Annotated in this window: 23 protein-coding genes; 16 read left to right on the forward strand and 7 right to left on the reverse strand. The window is 66.0% G+C overall.

Features of this window, described 5'->3' with window-relative positions; genetic code table 11:
* The first annotated feature begins 68 nt into the window (after nt 1–68).
* Nucleotides 69–662: a helix-turn-helix transcriptional regulator gene (locus FV226_RS15815; RefSeq protein ID WP_246691620.1), complete on the forward strand. Its 594-nt coding sequence runs from the start codon at nt 69–71 to the stop codon at nt 660–662.
* A gap of 504 nt (nt 663–1,166) precedes the next feature.
* Here FV226_RS15815 and FV226_RS15825 read toward each other — a convergent pair.
* Nucleotides 1,167–2,366: a hypothetical protein gene (locus tag FV226_RS15825; protein ID WP_147763661.1), complete on the reverse strand. Its 1,200-nt coding sequence runs from the start codon at nt 2,364–2,366 to the stop codon at nt 1,167–1,169.
* A 123-nt stretch (nt 2,367–2,489) separates the two neighbouring features.
* Between FV226_RS15825 and FV226_RS15830 the strand changes: the two genes are divergently transcribed.
* The 5 genes from FV226_RS15830 to FV226_RS15850 all read left to right on the forward strand — a co-directional run bounded on the left by FV226_RS15830 (nt 2,490) and on the right by FV226_RS15850 (nt 7,425).
* The gene (locus FV226_RS15830) at nt 2,490–4,019 is read left to right on the forward strand and encodes a DEAD/DEAH box helicase (RefSeq protein WP_147763662.1); all 1,530 of its coding nucleotides are present in this window, start codon (nt 2,490–2,492) and stop codon (nt 4,017–4,019) included.
* A gap of 10 nt (nt 4,020–4,029) precedes the next feature.
* Nucleotides 4,030–4,884: a hypothetical protein gene (locus FV226_RS15835; RefSeq protein ID WP_147763663.1), complete on the forward strand. Its 855-nt coding sequence runs from the start codon at nt 4,030–4,032 to the stop codon at nt 4,882–4,884.
* A 228-nt stretch (nt 4,885–5,112) separates the two neighbouring features.
* Entirely contained in the window at nt 5,113–5,847 is a 735-nt protein-coding gene (locus FV226_RS15840) for a dienelactone hydrolase family protein (RefSeq protein WP_147763664.1), read from the forward strand.
* Between the two features lie 39 nt (nt 5,848–5,886).
* Nucleotides 5,887–6,261: a VOC family protein gene (locus FV226_RS15845; protein ID WP_147763665.1), complete on the forward strand. Its 375-nt coding sequence runs from the start codon at nt 5,887–5,889 to the stop codon at nt 6,259–6,261.
* Nucleotides 6,262–6,549: 288 nt separating this feature from the next.
* A complete protein-coding gene (locus FV226_RS15850; protein WP_147763666.1) occupies nt 6,550–7,425 on the forward strand; it encodes an SDR family oxidoreductase in 876 nt (291 codons plus the stop codon).
* Nucleotides 7,426–7,524: 99 nt separating this feature from the next.
* Here FV226_RS15850 and msrA read toward each other — a convergent pair whose 3' ends face one another.
* Entirely contained in the window at nt 7,525–8,031 is a 507-nt protein-coding gene (msrA, locus tag FV226_RS15855; RefSeq protein ID WP_147763667.1) for a peptide-methionine (S)-S-oxide reductase MsrA, read from the reverse strand.
* Nucleotides 8,032–8,500: 469 nt separating this feature from the next.
* Between msrA and FV226_RS15865 the strand changes: the two genes are divergently transcribed.
* Nucleotides 8,501–9,043 carry a metallophosphoesterase gene (locus FV226_RS15865; protein ID WP_348644112.1) on the forward strand — a complete coding sequence of 181 codons (543 nt, stop codon included), beginning with the start codon at nt 8,501–8,503 and terminating at the stop codon, nt 9,041–9,043.
* A 28-nt stretch (nt 9,044–9,071) separates the two neighbouring features.
* Here the strand turns inward: FV226_RS15865 and arsH are convergent, their stop codons facing one another.
* Complete coding sequence (arsH, locus tag FV226_RS15870) at nt 9,072–9,824, reverse strand: arsenical resistance protein ArsH (RefSeq protein WP_147763669.1); 753 nt, start codon at nt 9,822–9,824, stop codon at nt 9,072–9,074.
* 47 nt (nt 9,825–9,871) lie between these two features.
* Between arsH and FV226_RS15875 the strand changes: the two genes are divergently transcribed.
* The 3 genes from FV226_RS15875 to FV226_RS15885 are packed head-to-tail and all read left to right on the forward strand — an operon-like array spanning nt 9,872 to nt 11,975.
* Nucleotides 9,872–10,219, forward strand: a complete 348-nt coding sequence (locus FV226_RS15875) for a metalloregulator ArsR/SmtB family transcription factor (RefSeq protein ID WP_147749977.1) — start codon at nt 9,872–9,874, stop codon at nt 10,217–10,219.
* Nucleotides 10,219–10,644 carry an arsenate reductase (glutaredoxin) gene (gene arsC, locus FV226_RS15880; RefSeq protein ID WP_147763670.1) on the forward strand — a complete coding sequence of 142 codons (426 nt, stop codon included), beginning with the start codon at nt 10,219–10,221 and terminating at the stop codon, nt 10,642–10,644. Before FV226_RS15875 ends, arsC begins: the two co-directional genes overlap by 1 nt.
* A 35-nt stretch (nt 10,645–10,679) precedes the next feature.
* A complete protein-coding gene (locus FV226_RS15885) occupies nt 10,680–11,975 on the forward strand; it encodes an arsenic transporter (RefSeq protein WP_147763671.1) in 1,296 nt (431 codons plus the stop codon).
* 119 nt (nt 11,976–12,094) lie between these two features.
* Here the strand turns inward: FV226_RS15885 and FV226_RS15890 are convergent, their stop codons facing one another.
* The 4 genes from FV226_RS15890 to FV226_RS15905 all read right to left on the reverse strand — a co-directional run bounded on the left by FV226_RS15890 (nt 12,095) and on the right by FV226_RS15905 (nt 17,398).
* The gene (locus FV226_RS15890) at nt 12,095–12,355 is read right to left on the reverse strand and encodes a hypothetical protein (protein ID WP_147763672.1); all 261 of its coding nucleotides are present in this window, start codon (nt 12,353–12,355) and stop codon (nt 12,095–12,097) included.
* A 151-nt stretch (nt 12,356–12,506) separates the two neighbouring features.
* Entirely contained in the window at nt 12,507–12,869 is a 363-nt protein-coding gene (locus FV226_RS15895; protein WP_246691622.1) for a hypothetical protein, read from the reverse strand.
* Nucleotides 12,838–15,975 (reverse strand): CusA/CzcA family heavy metal efflux RND transporter, encoded by a 3,138-nt coding sequence (locus FV226_RS15900; RefSeq protein WP_147763673.1) that lies wholly within the window; start codon nt 15,973–15,975, stop codon nt 12,838–12,840. The genes FV226_RS15895 and FV226_RS15900 overlap by 32 nt, the downstream gene beginning before the upstream one ends.
* A gap of 7 nt (nt 15,976–15,982) precedes the next feature.
* Entirely contained in the window at nt 15,983–17,398 is a 1,416-nt protein-coding gene (locus FV226_RS15905) for an efflux RND transporter periplasmic adaptor subunit (protein WP_246691623.1), read from the reverse strand.
* Nucleotides 17,399–17,539: 141 nt separating this feature from the next.
* Between FV226_RS15905 and FV226_RS15910 the strand changes: the two genes are divergently transcribed.
* From FV226_RS15910 to FV226_RS15940, 6 genes are all read left to right on the forward strand, one after another.
* Entirely contained in the window at nt 17,540–18,217 is a 678-nt protein-coding gene (locus FV226_RS15910; protein ID WP_147763674.1) for a response regulator transcription factor, read from the forward strand.
* Nucleotides 18,218–18,323: 106 nt separating this feature from the next.
* Complete coding sequence (locus FV226_RS15915) at nt 18,324–19,604, forward strand: ATP-binding protein (RefSeq protein ID WP_246691624.1); 1,281 nt, start codon at nt 18,324–18,326, stop codon at nt 19,602–19,604.
* Between the two features lie 233 nt (nt 19,605–19,837).
* The gene (locus FV226_RS15920; protein ID WP_147763676.1) at nt 19,838–20,662 is read left to right on the forward strand and encodes a DNA starvation/stationary phase protection protein; all 825 of its coding nucleotides are present in this window, start codon (nt 19,838–19,840) and stop codon (nt 20,660–20,662) included.
* Nucleotides 20,663–21,050: 388 nt separating this feature from the next.
* Complete coding sequence (locus tag FV226_RS15930; protein ID WP_147763678.1) at nt 21,051–21,638, forward strand: cytochrome b/b6 domain-containing protein; 588 nt, start codon at nt 21,051–21,053, stop codon at nt 21,636–21,638.
* Nucleotides 21,639–21,643: 5 nt separating this feature from the next.
* Nucleotides 21,644–22,339: a VIT family protein gene (locus FV226_RS15935; protein ID WP_147763689.1), complete on the forward strand. Its 696-nt coding sequence runs from the start codon at nt 21,644–21,646 to the stop codon at nt 22,337–22,339.
* A gap of 125 nt (nt 22,340–22,464) precedes the next feature.
* Complete coding sequence (locus tag FV226_RS15940; RefSeq protein ID WP_147763679.1) at nt 22,465–23,850, forward strand: multicopper oxidase family protein; 1,386 nt, start codon at nt 22,465–22,467, stop codon at nt 23,848–23,850.
* Nucleotides 23,851–24,118: the final 268 nt, after the last annotated feature.

A 24,118-nucleotide genomic window follows, 5' to 3' on the forward strand; every position in this document is an offset into this window, starting at 1 on the left:
ATATATAATTTGGCAATTACGTGGGATTCAAAGGGAACTCAGCTACGTTACCTTCGTTCGGTCGGTTAATGATTGACCAGGCGACGATGACTATTGGTATGCCCCTGCTGAAGGTGTTCGGGCGCATGGGGTGCGGCGGCCTGATCCTGTCGACTGGTGGCCAGGTTCTGGCCGCTAACGAAACGGCTCATCGAATGGTGCAGGAGACGTTCAGAGAATGCGGCGACGACCTCGATTTGCTCGCCGACGCCGGACGTGAACTGATCAAGCGGCTGTTAAGCAAATCACGCACACGGATGGCCCTCGATGGTGAGAACTGGATCCTGGTTGAGCGGCCCGGAAAACGTCCGCTGATCCTTGGCGCGGTGCCGGTGCCCCTGCTTGGCGAAGACCAACCTCACACCGTGGTGATCTTGATCGACCTCGATCAAGCGCCGAAGCCGAATGCGGCCGTGCTGGAGCGACTCTTCAATCTTACGCCCGCTGAGGCGCGGTTGGCCGCGACTTTAGCGTCCGGCGCAACAGTCGTCGAAATAGCGAAAATCAATTGCGTTAGCGTGGGCACGATCCGCACCCAGCTGGCTAATGTCTTCGCCAAGACAGGAACTGGCCGTCAAGCTGAACTCATAATGCTATTAGGGCGTCTCGCCATGCTAGTCTGAGGAGCAATCAGCTGAAATAAGGGCGAAAGACACCGATTCTTAGATTTATCGAGCATGGTCGATTAGACTGACGCACAAACGCAGAGGCGTACCCAGTTCTCGGCAGCGGCAAGGGTCGTGAAGATTAATCCTTCACGCTCGCAGCTGCCCAGGCCGAACTGCAGGAACCACCCAGTCTCAGCCGGCACAAGTAGCGCGGTGAGAACTTTGTCGAGGTACACTAGGTAAGCGTCCTCACTCCCGTTAGAAGTGGCAGAACGCACGTACTCGAAGTGGATCTCAGCCAGCATGGTCCCATCACTCGGTGTACCATTGCTAAACCGCCCCGACCCCGGGCACGCTCGAGCGTTGATGACCTTTACGTTAGTCACAAATCGGCCCGGACGCATCATCCATATGACGGAAAATCGAAATTTTATCGAGATGCCAACGCCTCAGTCAACAAACAAATTGCAACGCTGTTTGCGAATATAGCTGATGAATTCAGGCATCAAGCGAACTGCCTCAAAAGGTGAACGCCTCGGAGCCACTGCCCGTTTTGCGGGGGCGTCCTGCGAGCCAATCCTGCACGTCCTCTCTCTCATCCGCCGTCAGTTCCAGGACAGTGAGGTCCCGAGTTGCCTCGGCCTCACGCAGCTTAGAGACGACGAACGACTGTCGCGCTCTCAGAGCGAGCGTTTCGAGGAGGCTGGCTTTCACCCCTTCAAGCTCGTCCGTACTTCCAAAATCGTAGGGCAACTCGAACGCATCGTATCGGAGGAACAAGCGTTCGAGCTGACCCTTGTTGTTGCGTAATAACTGAATCTTTGCGGTCCACCGCTCAAAACGGTCTTCTTGGTCCACGATCAGCCCTTGCTCCACCATCCCTGATGCGGCTTGCCCTTCTGCGGCCACGAGCTGCTCAAGGCGGTCGGTCTCCGTCGCGGTCAAGAACCGCTTGTGGAAGGCCTGGAACTCACCGCTGTGGCGAACCGACTCCTCGGCCAAGGCCCAGATGTCTCGCGGGCACCACAGTCCGAGGAAGGTGTCGACGGCGTAATTGCGGGTGAAGCCGTTCGGCAACGATCTCTGCCCAGCCGTTTCCATAACGGTCGAGAGCGGATTGCGGGAGATCGTCACCTGATCCACATCGGCGCCGAATGCCTGCAGGGTCGGATCAACCGTCACCCGACTACGCCCTTCAGGGGTCAGGGCGTAGCGGATGCTGACCTTCTCGCCTATGCGGCCTTCCCACTTGTGGAGGTAGACGCCGCTCGCGAGGAGGCCGTAGGTGAAGCTCCGTTCGTCATGGCGGTGCAGGGCTGTATCGAGGGACGTTGCCCTATTGAGCAGCCACTGCCAGTGTCCGAGAAAGGCCTGAACGCCCTCTTGTTCGACGGTCAGGCTCATCAGCTCGACGTTAATTCTGCTGTTAGTCGGGACACCGCCTAATCCGGGCCGGGTCGCATTCCCAGAGCCGATCCAGACCAAACCTACGCCGTAGCCGTCTTTTGTGACCTGAACGACAGCAAAAGCCTTAGCATGCATGAGCGATCCAAGCCGCAACGGCGACCAACAGATACGCACGTCGGGTCCGAACGCTGTCCGGAGTTGATCCAGCTCGCGTTGCAGGTCGGACGGTGTTCGACCACGCCACGCTTCCATCAGCTCGAAGGCGAGGTGGACCTCAACTAGATTAACACCTCCGGCGATTCTCTCAGCCAAGCGCCTGACCGCCGACACGTCGATGTAGCAGCTCAGATCGAGACCAACTTCGAGGAGGTCACCTTCGAGGTCCTTCGCCGTCCACGCAATCCGGTGATACCGAGAAGCTTGCCGACGGCACGCATGGGCGCGACCACCTTCAAGCGGCATCAGCAGGAAGGGTACGACTGGCTCGTGAACGCGTGGGTTGCCGGCTGGCCCGGTGTCCTGCTCGCCGATGACATGGGTTTGGGCAAGACCTTCCAAGGCCTCGCATTCCTCGCCTGGATCACCGAGAACAAGCGAACCGCGCTCTCCAGAGGAAACACGGAGGTCAACAAGGGACCGATCCTGATCGTCGCTCCCACCGCCTTGCTGCAGAACTGGATGCAGGAGGCTGACAGGCACCTCGCGCCGAATGCGCTCGGTAAGGATCTGGCCCAGGTCTTCGGCGGCGGGATCAAGAAATTCCGGAATCCCGACGATGCGGCAAGGCTCCGCGGAGAGACCCTCGACTGGCGCAAGCTCGCCGATCATGACTGGGTCCTCACCACCTACGAGACGCTCGCGGACAACCATGCGTCGTTCGCCCGGGTCAATTTCTCCGTCGCCCTCTTTGACGAGATGCAGAAGGTCAAGGACCCCGGCACGCTCAATACCTGGGCGGCGAAAACGGTGAATGCCGACTTCGTCCTCGGCTTGACGGGCACTCCCATCGAGAACCGGATCGAGGATCTCTGGTGCATCATGGACCGGGTTTTCCCGGGCTTCCTGCGAGACCTGCGCTCGTTCTCGCGCGACTATCGTGACGGCGATCCCGACCGCTACAGGGCGCTGTCCGACCAGATGAAGCAATCCGTCCGCGGCGCCCCCGCCATCATGCTGCGCAGGATGAAGGAGGACGAGCTCGAAGGTCTTCCCGAGAAAAGGATCGAGACCTACCCAACGATGATGCCGACCGTGCAGGCCGAGGCCTACGGACGGATCGTGGCGCAGGCATTGGAGGGTGATGGCGCCCGGGCTCGGGGTGCAATGCTCGAAGTGATCCAGAACCTGCGTGGCATCTCGCTCTATCCAGGCGATCCGAGCGACGTCGACCTATCCACGGTGCGCGGGTGCCGGGAGTGGATCGAACAGTCCGCCCGGCTCGGGAAATCGTTCGAGATCCTCCGCGGCCTTGAGCGTAGCGGGGAGAAGGGGCTGATCTTCGTCGAGCAGCGCGGCATGCAGGCGCTTCTCGCCGAAGCGATGTCGACGATGTTCGGCATGGACGAGCCGCTGATCATCAATGGGAATACGCCGGGTATCCGCCGCCAGAAGCTGGTCGACGAGTTCCAGGGACGGAGGCGCGGCTTCGATGTCATGATCCTGTCGCCGAAGGCAGCCGGCGTCGGTCTCACCATCACGGCCGCGAACCATGTCCTTCATCTCAGCCGCTGGTGGAACCCGGCCGTAGAGGATCAGTGCAACGACCGGGTCTACCGCATCGGCCAGGACAAGGCGGTGACCATCCATATCCCGATGGCCGTACATCCGACGCTAGGCAACAGGACGTTCGACGTGACCCTCCACGGCATGCTCGAACGGAAACGGGAGATGTCGAGAAACCTCCTGATGCCTCCCGTCTCGGACACCGACCTCAAGGACATGTTCGACATGAGCATGGCAGCCTGAGAGGTCATCGGTGAGGATCTTCGCAAAACGGTTCTTCGGATTCGATCCCGTCACGCGACCTGTCGTAACGTTCGGGAAGGCGGGGAACCGAGATGCCCTGATCAGGGCCTCCGACCCCGGCGACCTGATCGTTTTCGTCGGGACACAAGACGCCCCGACGGATGAGGGTGATCGTGGTCGGTTGCTCGGCATGGCTGAGTTCGCGCGGATCGCCGTCGACGCCAGGGACATCATCGATCCGGCGACGTTCAGGTCCTTCGACCTGCACCCTGACGGCACCCTTGTATGGCCCAGTGGTCTTCCGATCCTTCGGGCATGGGCGTTCAACGAGCCTCGCCTGAAGCTACTTGACGTCCTCCGGGAGCAATTGACTTTTGAGGCGACGGTACGGGCGGTCGAACTCGACGAGCGTGATGCCCGCGCCGTGATGGCCCTTCCAAGGACCGAGGTGCCCCTCCCGCCCCATCCAGTGATCAAGCGACTGACCGAGTTGGGAGAGGCGCTCCAGCAAGGTCGCCCCACGACCGGTCCGATCCCGGTAGATTGGGAAGGCACCGTCGTCCGAGACGCGAGCGCGGAAGCTTGGACCTATGCCCTTCGCTTTGGACGAAGGAACATCTGGAAGGTCGGGCACGCCCAGGACACCGATACTCGGCTTGACGATATAAATCGCCACGTACCTCACGAGGAGATCGGAGAGCGGTGGGAACTGCGCTTGCGCCAACGATGGTCGAGTTCGGTTTTGGCCCACGCGATGGAACAGCGCGTCTTCCTTGCCATGAGCCAATTCCGCACCGAGGGCGAGAGGTTGAGGTGTACTGAAGCACAGTTGCAAGCCGTGTGGGCAAGGGCACTCGCTTCTTGAGGGGTTGAGCATGCGAGCGCCATCGTCTGTAACGACAGTTGGCCGGCAACACCTGCAGCCTATCTTCCTCGGGGTCTTGGAAGCTCCAGCCGTACGGGTTCAGGGCCATCGTCTTGAGGGGTCGGCATCCTACATCCTTGGGGAAGACATCTCCTGATCTTTCCAAACATCAGGAAGGTGCGCTTCCCGGCGAAACCGCCGGCCGCATTGCACGCCTGGAGCCATTTGATGCCGTACGAACAAGTGACCGTCCGGACCCACGACGGCGCATGCCCCACGCATGTCCTAACGCCCGGAGGCACTGGCCCGTGGCCGGCAGCGATCATGTACATGGATGCCGGCGGTATCCGGCCCGCCATGGTCGAGATGGCGCAGCGTCTCGCGGACATCGGCCACGTTGTGCTGCTGCCGGACCTGTTCTACCGCTACGGGCCCTATGAGCCGTTCGTGCCTGCGGAGGTGTTCAAGGGCGACTTTCGAGCCATCCTCGGTCCGCTAATGGCTACGACCGGGAACGACAAGGCCGCCCAGGATACGGGTGCACTCATTGCCTACCTCGATACGCGCAGCGACGTCGTGGGGCGTCATGTCGGCGCTGTTGGCTTCTGCATGGGCGGGGGCATGGCGCTCGCCGCGGCGGCCGTATTCCCGGACCGCTTCGCCGCCGTGGCGAGCTTCCACGGCGGGAACCTCGCCACCGATGCGCCGACCAGCCCACACCGGGGGGCACCGCATATCAAAGCGGAGGTCTACGTCGCGGCGGCCGAGAACGACCGGAGCTACCCGCCCGAGATGGCCGCCAAGCTTGAGGAAGCGCTGACCGGCGCCGGCGTGACGTTCCGCACCGAGACCTACCCGGCCGAGCACGGCTGGATGATGCCGGACTTTCCCGTGTACGACCGAGAGGCCGCCGAGCGTGGCTGGAGCGAGCTGAGGGCGATGTACCAGCGCACGCTCCGTTGACCTTCGGAGCGGCGGTCGGTCGACCTTCGGAGGGAAAGCATGTTCACCCACGTCATGATCGGCAGCAACGACCTTGAGCGGGCCAGGGTCTTCTACGACGCCACGTTCGCCGCGTTGGGCGGTCAGCCTGGCGAGATGGATACCAGGGGCAGGTTGATCTACGACTACGAGGACGGTCGCCTGATGATCACCAAGCCGATCAACGGCCAAGCCGCGACCTCAGCCAACGGCGGCACCATCGGCATCGCCGCTGCGAGCCCGGACCATGTTCTCGCCTGGCATAGGGCAGGCACCGAGCACGGGGGTAACGCGGTCGAGAGCCCACCCGCCGAGCGCCCGAACGGTGCCTTCGTCGCCTACCTCCGTGATCCGGACGGAAACAAGCTGACCGCGCGATCCAAGCCGACGGAATAACCTACGGCTCGTCCTCGGTGAGTTCACCGAAATCTCATCCGGACATCTGGACCGCATTCGCCCGGGACGGGCGCCGTTCAGCGACGAGGGCCATGACGGGCCTTGGAGAAAGATGCGGCGTGACCCGGCATCGTTACTCGTTGGACGGAATCCGTTAACCATTTCGAACGGCCCGAGAGACCGGCTCCGGCTCATGCTGCGGGATGAAAGGCGGGACGGGCATGCGCCGCCCACAGGAACACCACCGGGTAAATCCTGTTGGGTCGGCATTCCCTTAGGAGACCCACCATGACGACTGATCCCCTGCATAAGTACCCCCGGCCGCCGTTCGAGGCCCAGCCCCAGGGCTTCCCCGGCAAGACCGGGAAGATGACCCCCGAGCCAGATCACGGCGAAGAGAGCTACAAGGGTTCCGGCAGGCTTTCCGGCAAGGTGGCGCTGATCACCGGTGGCGACAGCGGCATCGGACGGGCGGTCGCCATCGCCTTCGCCCGCGAGGGGGCGGACGTGGCCATCTCCTACCTGCCCGAGGAGCAGGCGGACGCCGAGGCGGTCCAGTCCTGGATCGAGAAGGCCGGACGGCGGGCGCTGCTCCTGCCGGGCGATCTCAAGGACCCGGACTACGGGCGCGAGATCGTGGCACGCACCGCCGAGGCGTTCGGCGGCCTCGACCTCCTCGTGAACAACGGCGCCTTCCAGCAGCCGAACGAGGGGTTGGATAGCATCGAGGACGCGGTGTTCGAGGACCACTTCCGCACGAACGTCTTCGGCCCGTTCTACGTAACGAAGGCGGCCGTGGCCCACATGAAGCCCGGTGCCTCGGTGATCTTCACCTCGTCGGTGAACTCGAAGCACCCGATGCCGTCGCTGCTCGCCTACAGCGCCACGAAGGGTGCCCTGAGCAACATGGTGCTGAGCCTCGCCCAGTTGCTGTCCGAGAAGGGCATCCGCGTGAACGGCGTCCTGCCGGGGCCGATCTGGACGCCCTTCATCCCCTCCGGCATGGACCAAGACTCGGTGAAGTCGTTCGGTTCGAAGGTGCCGTTCGGCCGCCCGGGCCAGCCGGCGGAGCTCGCCTCGGCCTACGTGATGCTGGCCTCCGACGAGAGCAGCTACACCTCGGGGGCCCTGATCACCGTGGCCGGTGGAATGCCCATCCTCTGACCAAGCCGTATCGCGGCCGTCGGCCTTTCCGGCGGCTCAGCGTCATTGAGGGAGGCCATGCAACATGGCACGGCCTCCCGAGCACCAACTCAGGCGACCTCAGGCCTCGACCCGGACCGGCAGCGTCCAATTCGGCCTGACGAAGTGGCAGGTGTACCCGTCGGGCCGGCGCTCCAGATAATCCTGGTGCTCCGGCTCGGCCTCCCAGAACGGCCCCACCGGAGCGACCTCGGTGACCACCTTCCCGGGCCAGAGCCCGGACGCGTCGACGTCCGCGATGGTGTCCTCGGCGACGCGACGCTGGTCATCGTCGACGTAGAAGATCGCCGAACGATAGCCCGAGCCGCGGTCGTTGCCCTGGCGGTTCGGGGTCGAAGGATCGTGGATCTGGAAGAAGAACTCCAGCATCCTTCGAAAGCTCGTCCGTGACGGATCGAAGGTGATCTCGATGGCCTCGGCGTGGGTGCCATGATTGCGATAGGTCGCATTGGGAACGTCGCCGCCGGAGTACCCGACACGTGTCGCTACGATCCCCTCCTGGCGCCGGATCAAGTCCTGCATGCCCCAGAAGCATCCGCCGGCCAGCACGGCCCTTTCATTGCTCATCGCTCGATCCTTCGCGCTTTCCGATGGCCTGAAGGTGGTTGGCAACCTTCGTTTTGCCCAGTGCCACGCCCTTCAGGCAACGGTGCGGCTTCGTGGCGGGGCTCCGCCTTCCAACTGAAGCCCCCCGTCCGAGCCGACATGCATCACCTGCAGGGCCAGTCCCCAACTTCAGCCAACCAGCACGACGCCCCTGCGCTCGTAGATCTTCCGGTCGATATCGCCGACGATGAAGTGCGCCACGTCGGCCCGTGAGCTCAGGCTGCACACGGAGCTGGTGCAAGGGCGGCCTTTGCCAGTGGATCCCGTCCGGTTCATCCTTGTCGGACGGGCGCCGGCGATGCGATCACTACCGCCCGACAGGAGCGCTCGACCGATGAAATCCAGGGACTTGCACCTTCACCCCTGACCTCGGAGCGCCGCGCAAAGCGAAAAGGCCTCCGTTATTTTGGAGGCTTAAATGCCAAGAACCTTGCTGACGGCTGACACCCATTTTGGGCACAAGAGCATGCTCAGCCCCCGCATGCCTCGACCCCGTCCCTTCGAGACCATCGAGGCCCACGACGACGCCCTGGTCGTCGCCTGGAACAAGGCCGTCAGACCGGACGATATCGTCTGGCACCTCGGTGACTTCGCCCACAAGTGCAGCTTGGAGTATGCCGCCTCCATCCAGGTTCGCCTGCACGGTCGCATCCACTTGATCCGGGGCAACCACGACCACGGTCTTGGTGACCGCCTCCGATGGGCCGGACCCGTCGTCGACGTCCAACGGATCTTCGTCCAGGATCCGGGCATGCCCCGACGCCAGGCGCTGTGGGCAAGCCATTATGCGCACGTGACGTGGCCTCATGCCTGGCACGGCGACCTTCACGTCTACGGCCATTCCCACGGCGGCATCCCGGCCACCCGGACGAGCCTCGACGTCGGCGTCGATTGCTGGAATTGGCGTCCGGTGACGCTGGGGGAGATCATGGCGAGGATGGCGGCGTCCCCTGCCATCGCCTCGTCATGCTGACGATGCATCGGTGCCAGCTCCGGTCGGGTCACGAAGATTGTTTGATGAACCCGATGTCGACCGCCACGGCCTTCAGGCGCTCGGGCTCGCGCTCCTTCCGCTCGGAGTAGCGGTCGACGAGATAGTCGGCCCGCTCCCGGGTCAGGAGGGTGAACCTCACCAACTCCTCGCAGACGTCGACGACGCGGTCGTAGAGCGGCCCCGGCTTCATCCGGCCGGCGTCGTCGAACTCCTTGTAGGCCATCGGGACCGAGGACTGGTTGGGGATGGTGATCATCCGCATCCAGCGCCCGAGCACGCGCAGGCCGTTGACCGCATTGAATGACTGGGAGCCGCCGGAGACCTGCATCACGGCCAGGGTCCGGCCCTGCGTCGGGCGCACCGATCCTTCCGACAGGGGGAGCCAGTCGATCTGGCTCTTGATGACCCCGGTCATGGCACCGTGCCGCTCCGGGCTGACCCAGACGTGGCCCTCCGACCAGATCGAGAGGTTCCGGAGTTCCTGAACCTTGGGGTGATCGGCCGTGACGTCGTCGGGCAGCGGCAGGCCGCGCGCGTCGTAGACCCGCACCTCGCCGCCCATCGCCTCCAGCAAGCGCGCGGCCTCGTAGGCCAGGAAGCGGCTGAACGAGCGCTCCCGGAGCGACCCGTACAGGATCAGGAAGCGAGGGGCGTGGGTGAACGGCGTCGCGACTTGCAGGCCGGCCGTCGTCGGAACGACGAAGTGCCCCTCGCTCAGGTTCGGCATTCCATCGGCGAAGGGCTGTCGGGGCTTGTCCAAGACGTCTCATTCCTCTACGTTTCAACGATGGTTGAGATATTGACATCATGATGGACGAACGGCAAGCCGTCGCTGCCTTCGCGGCCCTCGGGCAGGAGCACCGCCTGCGGATCGTGCGCCAACTCGTCACCGCCGGACCTGACGGGATGGCGGCAGGCATGCTCGCCGAGGCAGTCGGGGTGTCCGGCACCAACCTGTCGTTCCACCTGAAGGAGCTGAGCCATTCCGGCCTGGTCACCTCTCGGCGCGAGGGCCGGTCGATCATCTACAGCGCCGCCTACCCGGACCTGTCGGAGCTCATCCAGTTCCTGATGAGCGACTGCTGCCAGGGCCGACCCGAGGTCTGCGGCCCGGCCATCGTCGCCCTATCCGCCTGCTGCGAGGGAACCGCCTGATGGACGTCGTGATCTACCACAACCCGGATTGCGGCACGTCCCGCAACACCCTGGCCCTAATCCGCAACGCCGGCATCGAGCCGCACGTGATCGAGTACCTCAAGACGCCGCCGAACCGCATCCTGGTCCGCCAACTCGCCGAGCGCGCCGGCGTCACGGTCCGAGACCTCCTGCGGGAGAAGGGGACGCCCTACGCCGAGTTCGGCCTCGCCGACACGTCCCTATCGGACGACCGGCTTCTCGATGCCATCGAGGCACAACCGATCCTGTTGAACCGCCCGCTGGTTGTGAGCCCGAAGGGCGTCGCCCTCTGCCGACCGTCCGAGGCGGTCCTCGACCTCCTGCCGGCCCAGCAGGGCGAGTTCGTCAAGGAGGACGGCGAGCGCGTGGTCGACGAGCACGGGCGCCGCGTCGCCACCGCCTGATCGCTACACGTCATCAAGAATAAGAAACGGTCCCGATGCTCGCGCTCGCCATCTTCGTCGTCACCCTCGTCTTCGTCATCTGGCAGCCGAAGGGGTTCGGGATCGGATGGAGCGCCCTGATCGGAGCCGCGGTCGCGCTCGCCACCGGGGTCATCCACCCCGGGGACATCCCGGTGGTCTGGCACATTGTCTGGGACGCCACCTTCACCTTCGTCGCCCTGATCATCATCTCGCTGCTCCTCGACGAGGCGGGCTTCTTCCATTGGGCGGCCCTGCACATCGCCCGCTGGGGCGGGGGGCGGGGGCGCCTGCTGTTCCCGCTGGTGATCCTCCTCGGGGCCGCCATCGCGGCGGTGTTCGCCAATGACGGCGCGGCCCTGCTGCTCACCCCCATCGTTCTGGCCATCCTGCTGCGCCTCGACTTCAAGCCCGCAGCGGCCCTGGCCTTCATCGTCGCCTGCGGGTTCGTCGCCGACTCCACCAGCCTGCCCCTGGTGATCTCGAACCTCGTCAACATCGTCTCGGCGAACTTCTTCGACATCTCCTTCAGCCGCTACGCCGCCGTGATGGTGCCGGTGAACCTGGTCTCGCTCGCCGCGACCCTGGTGGTGCTGTGGCTGTTCTACCGGCGTGACCTGCCGGCCACGTACCCGGCGGCCGAGCTCGAAGCGCCGCGGCACGCGATCAAGGACCCACTGGTGTTCAAGGCGGCCTTTCCACTCCTGGCCCTGCTGCTGGTGGCCTACTTCGTAACGGCGCCGTTCGGCGTGCCGGTTTCGGCGGTCACCTGCGCCGGCGCCGTGGTGCTGCTGGCGCTGGCCAATCGCAGCCGCGTCATTCCCATCCGCAAGGTGCTAGCGGGTGCCCCCTGGCAGATCGTGCTGTTCAGCCTCGGCATGTACCTCGTCGTCTACGGGCTGAAGAACGCCGGCCTGACCGACTATCTGGCGCAATGCCTCGTCTGGCTTTCGGGCCACGGACCGTTCGTGGCCACCATCGGCACGGGGGTCGCCGCAGCCATCCTGTCCTCGGTCATGAACAACATGCCGAGCGTGCTGGTGGGCGCGCTCTCGATCCAGCAGGCCCCGGACCTGTCGCCCCTGATGCGCGAGCTTATGGTCTACGCCAACGTCATCGGCTGCGACCTCGGCCCGAAGTTCACGCCCATCGGGAGTCTGGCGACCCTGCTCTGGCTACACGTCCTCGACACCAAGGGCCAGCGCATCACCTGGGGCCAGTACATGCGCGTCGGCTTGGTCATCACCCCGCCGGTGCTGTTCGTCACCCTGGCGGCGCTGGCGCTCTGGCTGCCCGTGCTCGGTGCCCGGTAGCCATCCGATGGGCGCGACGCGCCGATGGTCCGTGATCTCGGCCCTGGGAGTTATCCAAGTTCTCACCTGAAGCTCCTCTTGCCCGATGGGCGGGCGAAGGTGCCGGCGCGACATTCCTTTCAATGGGCATCAGGCCCGGGTTTTGTACTCGACCGCGAGAGCGCACGTGCAAGGTCAACGACGCGGCGTCGGTCATCCGGGTCTTCGATGTCGAGCCAAGCGAGAACCAATTCCCGCGCTCCGACCGTTTCGTGGCCGCGGCCTTGCAGGCCGCCATCGGCAAGCGCTGATGGATCGCAGCCGAGCAAGTCCGCGATGCGCTTCAGTATCGCTCGCGTCCGTTCGGCCCCGTCGAGGCCGCCGTCATCATCCGTCGGCATACGTACCACTCTCCGCTAATGGTCATCACGGCGGCGGGGCGGTCGGCTCTGCGATGCAGGCGGCCGGGAACGCCATCGGTAAGGGCTTCGTGAGCGCCCGCATGCAGAGCTTGGGCTTGCCGTTGCCCATCTGTCCGAACGATGGGGGGCCTCACGGCCGGACGACCATGGAAAACTTGGCGGCCAGCATCGCGCAGACCGCATCGTAGTGGCGCGTGGACCGTAGTCGTTCGAACTCCGCAACCCCCGATTGCACCTCCTCGGTGCCGCGGCGGCTGCCGAGAGTATCGAAGCAGATGCGGGCCCGATCCACGATGTCCGGGTTGTATTCGGTGAAGCCACAAGCCGTCGAAGCCCTGCGCAGCATGCCGTGCATCCTGAGGAAGCCGACGCAATCGAAGTCGGCGGCGGTCGCGGATCGCATGCCCGGTAAGAGCACCATCACGATAGCGAGTGCCGTCGCCGGCGCGACCCGAAGGTTCCTAGCCATCGGCGCCCGCCCGAAGACCGCCATGCGCCTTCACTTCCGGCTCGCCATCACCGCGAGGTCGCCACGGAAGCCGGATATGCGCCAGGTAGGGATACACAGCCGGCAACACGACGAGGGTGAGCAGGGTCGCCGTGACGAGGCCGCCGATCACCACCGTGGCGAGCGGACGCTGCACCTCGGCGCCGGCACTCGTCGACAGCGCCATCGGCAGGAACCCCAGCGCCGCCACCAGCGCCGTCATCAGCACCGGCCGCAGGCGCATCTCGGCGGCGCGGGTCGCCGCCTCGCGGGCATCGAGGCCGACGCGTTCGAGGTCGCGGATGTAGCTCGTCAGCACCACGCCGTTGAGGATGGCGATGCCGAAGGTGGCGATGAAGCCGATCGCCGCCGAGATCGAGAACGGCAACCCGCGGAGATACAGGGCGACGATGCCGCCGGTGGCGGCCACCGGCACGTTCAGGAAGATCAGCCCGGCCAGCCGGATGTCCCCGAACATCATTACGAGCAGGACGAGGATCGCCGCCATGGCGGCCGGGACCACGACGGAGAGCCGGCTCGTCGCCTCCTGAAGGTTCTGGAACTGCCCGCTCCACTGCAGGGAGTAGCGCGGTGGCAGGGGAACCTGCGCCTGGACCGCGGCCTGCGCGTCCGTCACGAAGCTCTGGACGTCGCGGCCGCGAACGTTGGCCTGGACCGAGATCCTGCGCTGGAGCTTCTCCCGGCTGATCTGGGCCGGCCCCGTCGCAACGTCGACCGAGGCGACCAGCGAGAGCGGCACCAGCGCCTTTCCGCTGCGCCCCACGGGCAGGTCGCGGATGCGCTCGATGTCGCTCCGGTCGGTGGACTTCAACCGGACCACGATGTCGGTGATGGAGTTGTCGTCGCCGTAGATCATGCCGGCGGTGCGGCCGCCGATGCTCTCCACCACGTCGAGGACGTCGCTGACGTTGATGCCGTAGCGGGCGGCCGCCGCCCGGTCGACCTGGATCGAGAGCGCCGGCATGCCGGCTTGCGCCTCGGCCTTGACGTCGGCCGCCCCCGAGACGCTGGAGACCGCGCGCACGATGGCGTCGGCCTTGTCCTTGAGCACCTTGAGGTCGTCGCCGTAGAGGCTGATGGCCACGTCGCCGCGAACGCCCTCCAGCAGGTCGTCCATCCGCATCTGGATCGGCTGCGAGAACGCGTAGGACACCCCCGGCACCTCCGCCCGAAGGCGCTTGTCGAGGGCGGCGACGAGGCCTTCCTGGGTGTCGGCCGTCGTCCACGTCGACGGCTCGGCCAGCGTGATGAAGCTATCGGTGGACTCGACGCCCATCGGGTCGGTGGGGATCTCGGCGCTGCCAGTAAGCGACACGACCCGCTTGACCTCGGGGAAGCTCTTCAGCGTCTGCTCGATCCGGTGCATGACCTTGAGCGAGGCGTCGAGGTTGATGCCGGGCAGCTTCTCCGACGTGATGACGATGGAGCCTTCCGAGAGCTTGGGCAGGAACTCGCCGCCCAGGCGCGTCGCGAGCCAGCAACTGCCGGCGAACAAGCTGAACGTCACCAGGACGGTGATCCCCGTGCGGCGCTCGGCCAGCCTCAGCACGGGCGTGTAGGCGCTGCGGACCCAATGGACGAGCCGCGTCTCGCGTTCGCCGATGCCGGGGCCTGCCAGCACGATGGCGGCCAGCGCCGGCATCAGCGTCATCGTCAGGACCAGCGAGCCGGCGAGCGCCAGGATCACGGTGAGCGCCATCGGCCGGAACATCTTGCCCGCCACCCCTTCGAGGGCGAGGATGGGCAGGTAGACCATGATGATGATGGCCACCGCGAACAGGATCGGGCGCGCCACCTCCACGGTCGCCTTGCGGATGACCTCCTCGGCCGGACGCTCCGGGTGCTCTCCTCGGGCGCGCAGGACGTTCTCGATCATCACCACGGCGCCGTCGACGATGAGGCCGAAATCGATGGCGCCGAGGCTCATGAGGTTGCCCGACAGCCCGAACAGCCGCATCCCGGCGAACGCCATCAGCATCGACAGGGGGATCGCGGCCGCCACGATCAGGCCGGCCCGAAGGTTGCCCAGCAGCAGGAGCAGCACGACGATGACGAGCACTGCCCCCTCCATGAGGTTGTGCTCGACGGTGCGGATGGTCCGCGCCACCAGGGTGCTGCGGTCGTAGTACGGCACGATGTCGACGCCCGGCGGCAGCTGCGGGCGCAGGGCCTCGATGGTCTGCTTCACGGCCACGACCACGGCGCTGGCGTTCTCGCCCTGCTGCATCATGGCGATGCCGACGACGGTCTCGCCCGCCGCATCGTGCGTCACGGCGCCGAGCCGCACCTTCGGGGCTTCCACCACCTCGCCCAGGGTCGCAACAGTCACCGGAACGCCACCGGGGCCGGTGGTCACGACGACGTTGGCAAGGTCCTTCGTATCCTTGGCCAGCCCGAGGCCGCGGATGACCTCCTGCTGGTCGTTGTGCTCGATGTAGGCGCCGCCACGCGCGGCGTTGTTCTCGGAAAGCGCCGTATAGACCTGGGCCATCGTGACGCCGTAGCGGTGCAGGTTCTCGGCGGCGATGCGAACCTCGTAGGTCGGCATCTGTCCGCCGTAGACGTTCACGTCGGCGATGCCGGGGGTGAGCTTGAGCTTCGGCGCGATGGTCCATTGCAGGATGCGCTTCAAGGCCATCGGCGAGTAGCCCGGGCCGCGCACCTCGAACTGGTAGATCTCGCCTAAGCCCGTCGCCATCGGCCCCATCTCGGGATCGCCGACGCCGGCCGGCATCATGGTCTTGGCCAATGGCAGACGCTGGAACACCTGCGAGCGCGCCTCGGTGATCGACATGGCGTCGTCGAAGGTGACGTAGACCGCCGAGACGCCGTAGCGCGAGGTCGAGCGGATGCCCGACAGGCCCGGCGCCCCGGCCATCGCGTTCTCGACGGGGAAGCTCACGAGGCGTTCGACCTCAAGCGGGCCGAGGCCCGGCGACAGGGTCAGGACCATCACCTGCTTGGGCGACACATCCGGGACCGCGTCGATGGACAGGCCTTCGAGGTTGACGATGCCGCCGACCGCCCCGGCGAGCGCCAGGATCACGACGAGCCAGCGGCGGCGGATGAGGAGGGCGAACCAAGCGTTCATGGCGGCCTCAATCCGTCGAGCCGAGGAGCGCGCGCATCAGGATGGCCTTGAGGCCGAAGCTTCCCTGCGTCGCCACCGTCTCACCCGCCGCCACGCCGGACGTCACCTCAACCCAGTCGGCACGCTGGATACCGAGCTTGAGGTCCCGTTTCTCGAAGCGGTCGTCGCCGGTTCGCACGAAGGCGATGGGGCCACCCTCGGTCTGCTGGATCGCGGCGGCCGGAACCGTGACGCCCTCGCGCCCTAGGTCGGCGGCTATCTCCACGGAGACGAACATGTTGGCGCGCAACGTCCCGTCCGGGTTCGCGATCTCGATGCGGGCGGGGGCAGTATTGGTCGTCGGGTCGATGGCGGCGTTGACCGACCGGACTCGGCCCTCGAAATGGGGATGCGCCGTCACCGGGGCTTCGATGGTCGCCCGGTCGCCGGCCTTCACGGTGGCGATGTCGTGGCCGTAGAGGTTGGCCAGCACCTGGATCTGCGACGGGTCCGCAACCGTGAAGGCGTCACGGTTGGTGTCGACCACCTCGCCCAGGGTGATCCCCGCCATCGTCACCACACCGTTGATCGGCGAGACGATGGCGCTGGTGCCCGGAGCCTCTCCGGGGGCCGGGGCGAGGCGCTCGTACTGCGCCCGGTAGAGGTCGACCTGCGATTTTGCGGACAGGGTCGCGGCATGCGCCTTGGCGAGCTCGACCTGCCGACGGTCGACTTCCGCTTGGGCGACGCCGCCGATCCGGACAAGGTCGCTGCCGCGCTTGAGATTGATCTCGGCGACCTTCTCGGTGGCCTGGGCCTCGCCAAGGCTGGCCTGGGCGGCGGCGAGGCCGTTCCTGGCGTCGAGGACGCCGGAGGCATCGAGGGTGGCCAGCGTCTGCCCTGCACTCACCCGGTCGCCCGGCTGCACGGACAGGCTCAGGACCCGACCCGAGGTGCGGGGCTTCAGGCGGGTGACCCGGCGCTCGTCGAAGGCGACCATGCCGGGGGTCCGCACGGGCAGGATGATCCGGCGGGTCTCGGATTGCCCGAAGGCCAGTCCGAGGCGGCCCTGGCCGTCGGCATCGAGCCGGACGACGTTGTCCTCTGTCGGCTGCTCGGAGGCGGCAGGGGTCGTCGTCGCGGCCTCGGGTGCCGAAGGCGCCAACCCGACTGTCTGGAGAAGCGGTTCGACAAAAGGCCGGACAGCGTCGCGATACCACCACCCGCCCAGCCCAAGCGCGGCCAGACAAACGACCAGGGCCCACCGCGAACGACGACCAAACTTAGTGGATGCAGGACCGGATGCCGCGGAGCTGATGGGTGCTCCCGACGAGCCCGATCCACTGGCATTCGCCGACGTGTGCACACCGCCACGGTCGACGATCTCGGCATCGTCGGTCCCGGGCATGTCGGTCTCCGCCTCCCTCAGCACGGTGTCGTCCACATATCAGATTAGAGTTGTTCTAAGACATAGAGCGGGCGACCAAACCCGCCATTAAATTCGCGTTCACACTCGTGGTCCCGGGGCCTGTCCCGAACCACATCAATCACCGGGACAGGGGCGTGAGCCCGGGAGTGAACCGGGTTGGCGAAGCTGCTGCTGATCGAGGACGACGCCGCGACGGCCGAGGAGATCCTCGCCGACCTGCGCGGGCGCGGGCATGCCGTGGAATGGGCCGCCACCGGGCCGGAGGGCGCCGCCAGCGCACGGACGGGCTCTTGGGACGCCATCGTCCTCGACCGGATGCTTCCGGGCCTGGACGGGCTCACTGTGTTGCGCGACCTGCGCGGAACCGGCGACCGGACGCCCGCGCTGGTCCTGAGCGCACTCGGCGACGTCGACGAGCGCATCCGCGGCCTTCGCGCCGGCGGCGACGATTATCTTGGCAAGCCCTTCGTCCTCGCCGAACTCGCGGCCCGGATCGAGGCCTTGCTGCGGCGGCCGACGGACTCCCGCGAGACGGTGCTCAGGGTGGGGACACTAGAGCTCGATCTCATCGCCGGCACCGGTCGCAGGGGAATGCGCGACCTCGATCTCCTGCCGCGCGAACTCAAGCTGCTCGAATACCTCATGCGGCGGCCGGGGCAGGTCGTGACCCGGGCGATGATGTTCGAGGAGGTCTGGAACTACCGCTTCGCGCCCAAGTCCAACGTCATCGACGTCCATGTCGGACGCCTGCGCAAAAAGCTTGAGGCCGAAGGCGAGCCGATACTGATCCACAACGTCCGGGGAGAGGGCTTCACCCTGACCCCGGATGTCTAGGCTCGTCCGCTCCTTCGCGTTCCGGTGGGCCCTGGGCATCGCGCTGTGGTCGACGCTGCTCTCGCTGCTGCTCTTCGCCTTCGTGTACTGGCAGACCGCAGCGTTCATGCAGGACGAGCTCGCCCAGGTCCTGCGCCACGAGGTCCGGTACGCCGCCGGGGATCAGGCCAAGGCAGCCGTTCGCATCGAAACCTGGATCAGTGAGGACCTGCACAGCGTCCATTTTGCCGGTCTGTTCGGGACGGATGGTCGCAAGCTTGCCGGCAACCTCGACGTCCGCATACCGGAGCTGCCCCTCGACGGCGAGGTCCACCGGATCGGCACGCAGGTGGCCATCGCGGGACGGCGCCTGCACGAGGAGCTCTGGTCGGCCGCCCTCGCCCTGGACGACGGCAGCGTGGTGGTCGTGGCCCACGACACCGACGAGATCGACCGCGCCAAGGCGACGGTGATCCGGGCGCTGGGCCTCGCCCTCGTCCCGACCCTGGCCTTCTCCATCCTTGGCGGCGTCCTGCTAGCCGGACGCGCCCGGCGACGTTTGGCATCGACTGAAGCGGCGGTCGCGCAGGTGATGCGGGGCGACTTGCGCCAGCGCCTGCCGGTCGGCGAAGCCGGGGACGAATTCGACCGCTTGGCACGGGACGTCAACGGCATGCTCGACGAGATCGAGCGCCTTATGGAGGAAGTGCGCGGAGTGGGTGACGCCGTCGCCCACGATCTCCGGACGCCGCTCACGCGCCTGAGGCTGCGTCTGGAGCGAGGTCGCGATCAAGCCCGCGACATCGAGGAACTGCGCCAAGCGGTGGACCAAGGGCTCATCTGGATCGACCAGACCCTGGAGATGGTCACGGCGGTCCTGCGCATCGGCGAGATCGAACACGGACGGCGCTGCGCCGCCTTCGGGCCGGTCGACCTACGGCTCGTGGTGAGCGAGGCCGCGGAGTTGTTCGAACCTTTGGCCGACGAGAAGGGCATCACCCTCGTCATCGGCATCGGTATCGGCATCCAGGAGGGAGCGTCCGCCGTTCGGGGCGACCGCAGCCTCATTTTCGAGGCGGTCTCGAACCTCCTCGACAACGCGATAAAGTTCACTCCGACCGGAGGCCGCGTCGGGATCGGTCTTGCCTGGCGCGACGGCGTCGCCGTGGTGTCCGTGGAGGACACGGGTCCGGGCATCGCCGCCGGCGAGCGAGCCCATGTCTTCAAGCGGTTCTATCGTGCGGAGCGTGCCAGGCAGACAGAGGGTAACGGCCTCGGTCTCGGCCTCGTCGCGGCCATCGCCAAGCTGCACGGATTTCCCCTCACCGTCGGTGACGGTCCCCGCGGTGGATGTCGCTTCGAGATGGCATGCCTGACGGCGGAGCATCATCCGTCGGTCATGGGGTGAACGACCAGCCTGCCTTCGAAAGCCGGCGCTCATAGCGCCTGGCCCCAAAGGTCTCGCGTGATGAGCGAAGGCCGAGGCTTCCATGCCGGATGCCACGTCCATCGCATCTCAGGCCATGACCAGGCCGACCTTAAATTCGGTGTCATTTTCGAACGCTTCCAAACTGCGTTCGTTTTCCATTTACTCATCGCCCGCCCAGGGCGGTGCCTCCTCCAAGGTCCCATCAGCACCTCATGAAGAACGCCCGTTTCCTCTCAGCCATGCTCCTCCTCGGGACGGCCCTGCCGCTTCCCGTCCTCGCCAACGGAACGCCAACCGTCGCGCCGCCGGCCCCGAGCGCGATGAAGGTCCTCTCGCGGATCGACCTCGCCCAGGCCGACCAGCCGACCGCCAAGAGCACCGACGATGTCCGCGGCGCCTCGCAGACCAAGACCACCAGCGCGCAGCCGGTCGGTGCCTTCCCGACCAACGAGATGACGACGCTTCCGGTCATCGGCCTCGACGGCGGCGCGGACGCGATCAAGAAGGACGTCGCCGCCCTCCAGCAGACCCTGACCGAGTTGCAGCAGCTTCAGCTCCAAACCAAGCAGGCGCACTGGAACGCCTCCGGCACCCTGTACTACCCGCTGCACCTGCTCCTGCAGGAGCACTACGAGGGCTTGTCCAAGTACGCCGACACCATCGCCGAGCGCCTGCTCGCCGTCGGGTCCTCGGCCGACGGCCGCGCCAACACCATCGCCAAGACCTCCGGTGTCCCCGAGATTCCCGGTGGCTTCCTCGACGACGCCCAGATCCTGGTCTGGTTCACCAACGCCTACAAGCGGGTCGGCGAGGAGGTGAACGCGGCCATCAAGGCGACGGAAGAGGTCGACCCGACCACCTCCAACCTCCTGCAAGAGGTCGAGCACGGCGTTGCCAAGTACCAGTGGCAGATGCGCGCCCAACTCCAGCGCACCAAGACCGACCCGAACACGGGCTGGGACCTCAACGACAACAAGCCGGTCGACCTGCAGGGTCAACAAGCGCCGAACGCGAGCGGTAGTTCGACCAAGCCCTGAGGCGTGGCGATGGCCCTGCCCGTTTCCGGACAGGGCCATCGACCGCTTGCGCTTTCTCTAAAGATTGGAATAGCTCTAATCTGATTATGGGTTGCCTCGACGCATCACGGATCTGGCGTTCCCTCACTCCGGTGCAGCGGACCATGCTGCGTCGCCTGGAGCGTGAAGGGTCGCTTCGTTTCCCCGGACCGTGGGAGATGCGCACGGTGCGCTCCCTGTTCGAACGCGGGTTCATCAAGCCGGGACCGCGCCGTGGCAACGCTCCGGGCCTTTGGTCTCTCAGCGCCAAGGGGCGTCGCCTCCTGCCGCGCCGGTCGTCCGAAGCGGCTTTGGCATCGAGCCATGTCGTCCCATCCCATGCCTCAACGGCCGTAGCGGACATGCAGCGATGAGTTCGAGCACGAGACGCGCCACCGTCGCCGGAAATCCAGGCGCGTCGGCCTACGACCGGGGCACCATCGCCCTGCACTGGCTGACTGCCAGCCTCGTGTTGGTCCTTTGGCTGATCGGCACCTTCCTCGAAGACATCCTGCCAAAGGGGGCCGTGCGCTCCGGGATCTGGTCGGCTCACTTCGACCTAGGCTTCGTCCTCACCGCCGTCATCGTCGCGTTGCCGCTCTGGAGATGGTTCGGCGGCCGCCGGCTTCCCGTAGAGGATCCGGGCGCCCTGCACATCTTGGCCAAGACGACCCATGCCGCCCTGTACACGCTGCTCTTCATGATCGCAGGGCTCGGCATCGCGAACGCCCTCGTGCGCGGCGTCACCCTCGCTGGGCCGCTGGCGTTACCGGCCATCGGCGACCCGGAATGGCGCCGGCCGTTGACCCACTGGCACGGGGTCGCCGCCAACATCCTGATGGCGCTGGCGCTGTTCCATGCCGCCGCCGCGCTGGTCCACCACTACCTTTGGCACGACAACATCCTGCGGCGCATCCTTCCGAGCCGTGCCGCACGGCTCACCTCGGAAAGACGTTGAACGCAGTGCGCGCACCCCACGCAGAAAACCACCTTATCGACCGCATCGGATGGCTACGGGCAGCAGTGCTCGGCGCCAACGATGGGCTCGTCTCGACGGCCAGCCTGATCGTGGGCGTCGCCGCGTCCACCGCGTCCACCGGGGAGATCCTGGTGGCGGGCTGCGCGGGCCTCGTGGCCGGCGCGATGTCGATGGCGGCGGGCGAATACGTCTCGGTCAGCTCCCAATCGGACACCGAACGGGCCGACCTGGCCCGGGAGACCCGCGAACTCGAACAGGACCCCGAAGCCGAGCGCGACGAACTCGCCGCCATCTACGTCACCCGTGGCCTCGACCGGGACCTGGCCCTTAAGGTGGCCCAGCAACTCATGGCGAAGGATGCGCTGGGCGCCCACGCGCGGGACGAGCTCGGGATCTCCGAGTTCACGACCGCGCGTCCGGTTCAGGCAGCGCTGACATCCGCGGCGACCTTCTCGTCCGGAGCGGCGCTGCCCCTGGCGGTGGCGGCAGTCTCGCCGGCCAACCTTGTGGTGTACCTCGTTTCGGGAGCGTCCCTGGTCTTCCTGGCCATGCTCGGAGCCCTCGGGGCAAAGGTCGGCGGGGCCGAGATCCTACGACCGACAGCCCGAGTGGCGTTCTGGGGCGCCCTCGCGATGGCCGCGACCGCGGGCATCGGACACCTCGTCGGCAAGGTGGTTTGACCACGAGGTAGCGGTCCCGTCGTTCCGCGAGCGGCACTCAACCCGCAACGACCCGTCGAACCCGAACCGGCGCTTGCTTCCGCACGTAGCTTAAGTGTCCGCCGCGCAGCACCCAGGACGCTCGAATGTCGAACCCGCTCGCCCATCCCGACCGTCGCCAATTGCTGATGGCCGGTGCCGCCACCGTTGGACTCGCACTCCCGGCCGCTCGCGCCCGCGCCGCACTTCCGGCCGATCACACGATCCGGATCGCGCCGGTGTCGCACGAGATCGCGCCTGGCAAGGTCATCCGGACGACGGCCTACAACGGAACTGTGCCCGGGCCGGCTTTGCGCCTGAAGGAGGGCAGGTCGGTCCGCATCAACGTCGTCAATGACAGCGGCTATCCCAACCTCGTCCATTGGCACGGGCTGCATATCCCGCCGAAAGAGGACGGTGCGAACGAGGAGGGCTCGCCCATCATCCAGCCGGGCCAGTCGTTGGAGTACGCGTTCACGCCGAAGCCGGCGGGCACCCGCTGGTACCATAGCCACGCCATGGCCATGGATGACCTGACCAAGAGCACCTACTCCGGCGAGTTCGGTTTCCTGATCGTCGAGCCGGCTGCGGGCGACCCGGGACGATACGACCGCGAGGTGCTGCTGGCCTCCCACACCTGGGAGGGCCACTGGGTCAGCATGCAGGACATGAAGAAGGGGCCGCCGCCGGACAACGGCCTGGAGGCGATGTATCGCTCGGCGACGCTGGGCGAACGGATGCTGGGATACGGCGAGCCGGTGCGGGTCCGAGAGGGCGAGCGGGTGCTCTTCCGCATCCTCAACGCGAACGCCAGCATGGGCATATCGCTGTCGCTGCCCGGTCACCGCTTCCAGGTGATCGCCCTCGACGGCAACACTGTGCCGGTTCAGGCCGCCGTCGAGGTGCTGAAGCTCGACGTGGCGGAGCGGGCCGACGTCATCGTGGAAATGAACAACCCGGGCGTTTGGGTGCTCGGCTCGACCAAGGATGACGAACGCCAGATGGGCCTGGGCGTGGTCGTCGAATACGCGAACCGGCAGGGCGAGGCGCAATGGGTCCAGCCGCAGAGGGACGATTGGCGCTATGCCGCGTTCGCCCGGACCGAGGCGGCGTCCGCGCCGGATGAGACCATCGCCCTGAAGTTCGAAAAGGTCCTCGGGGGGCGCGGGGGGTACAACCGCTGGGTGATCAACGGCAAGTCCTGGCCCGACACCAACCCGCTGTTCACGGTCCGGGAGGGGAAACGCTATCGACTGGTTATGGACAACCATAGCGGCGATGAGCACCCGGTGCATCTCCATCGGCACACGTTCGAGGTGACCAAGGTAGGGGACCAGTCCATGTCCGGTCTGATGAAGGATACGATCAGTATGCCCAGGTTCTCGAAGGCGGAGATCGACTTCGTGGCGGATCAGCCCGGCACGACTTTCTTCCACTGCCACCATCAGGACCACATGGACGAGGGCTTTGCCGGGCTGATCCGCTACGCTTGAGAACGAGCGCCCCGGTTTGAGGTCCGGGTACCAGGGAGCGGGAGTCTGGTGTCGACGGTCAGGGCTCGTCGAGGGCACCGGACGAAGGGTCGTCAGCCTTAGTCGAGAGGAACTTGTTGCGCCGGGGTGAGGCCGTCACACGCCAAAGACTAGGCGATGTCTTAACCGGCGAAGGAAGCACGAGAGGCGTGCGATAAGGGCGACGTGCCGGGAGAGCCCCGCTGCCATTGCGCGAGCCTGCGAGGAACCGCGTTAGTGACGTTCTTGG

Origin of the sequence: Methylobacterium sp. WL12, from assembly GCF_008039475.1 — a bacterium.
Classification (GTDB): Bacteria; Pseudomonadota; Alphaproteobacteria; order Rhizobiales; family Beijerinckiaceae; genus Methylobacterium; species Methylobacterium cerastii.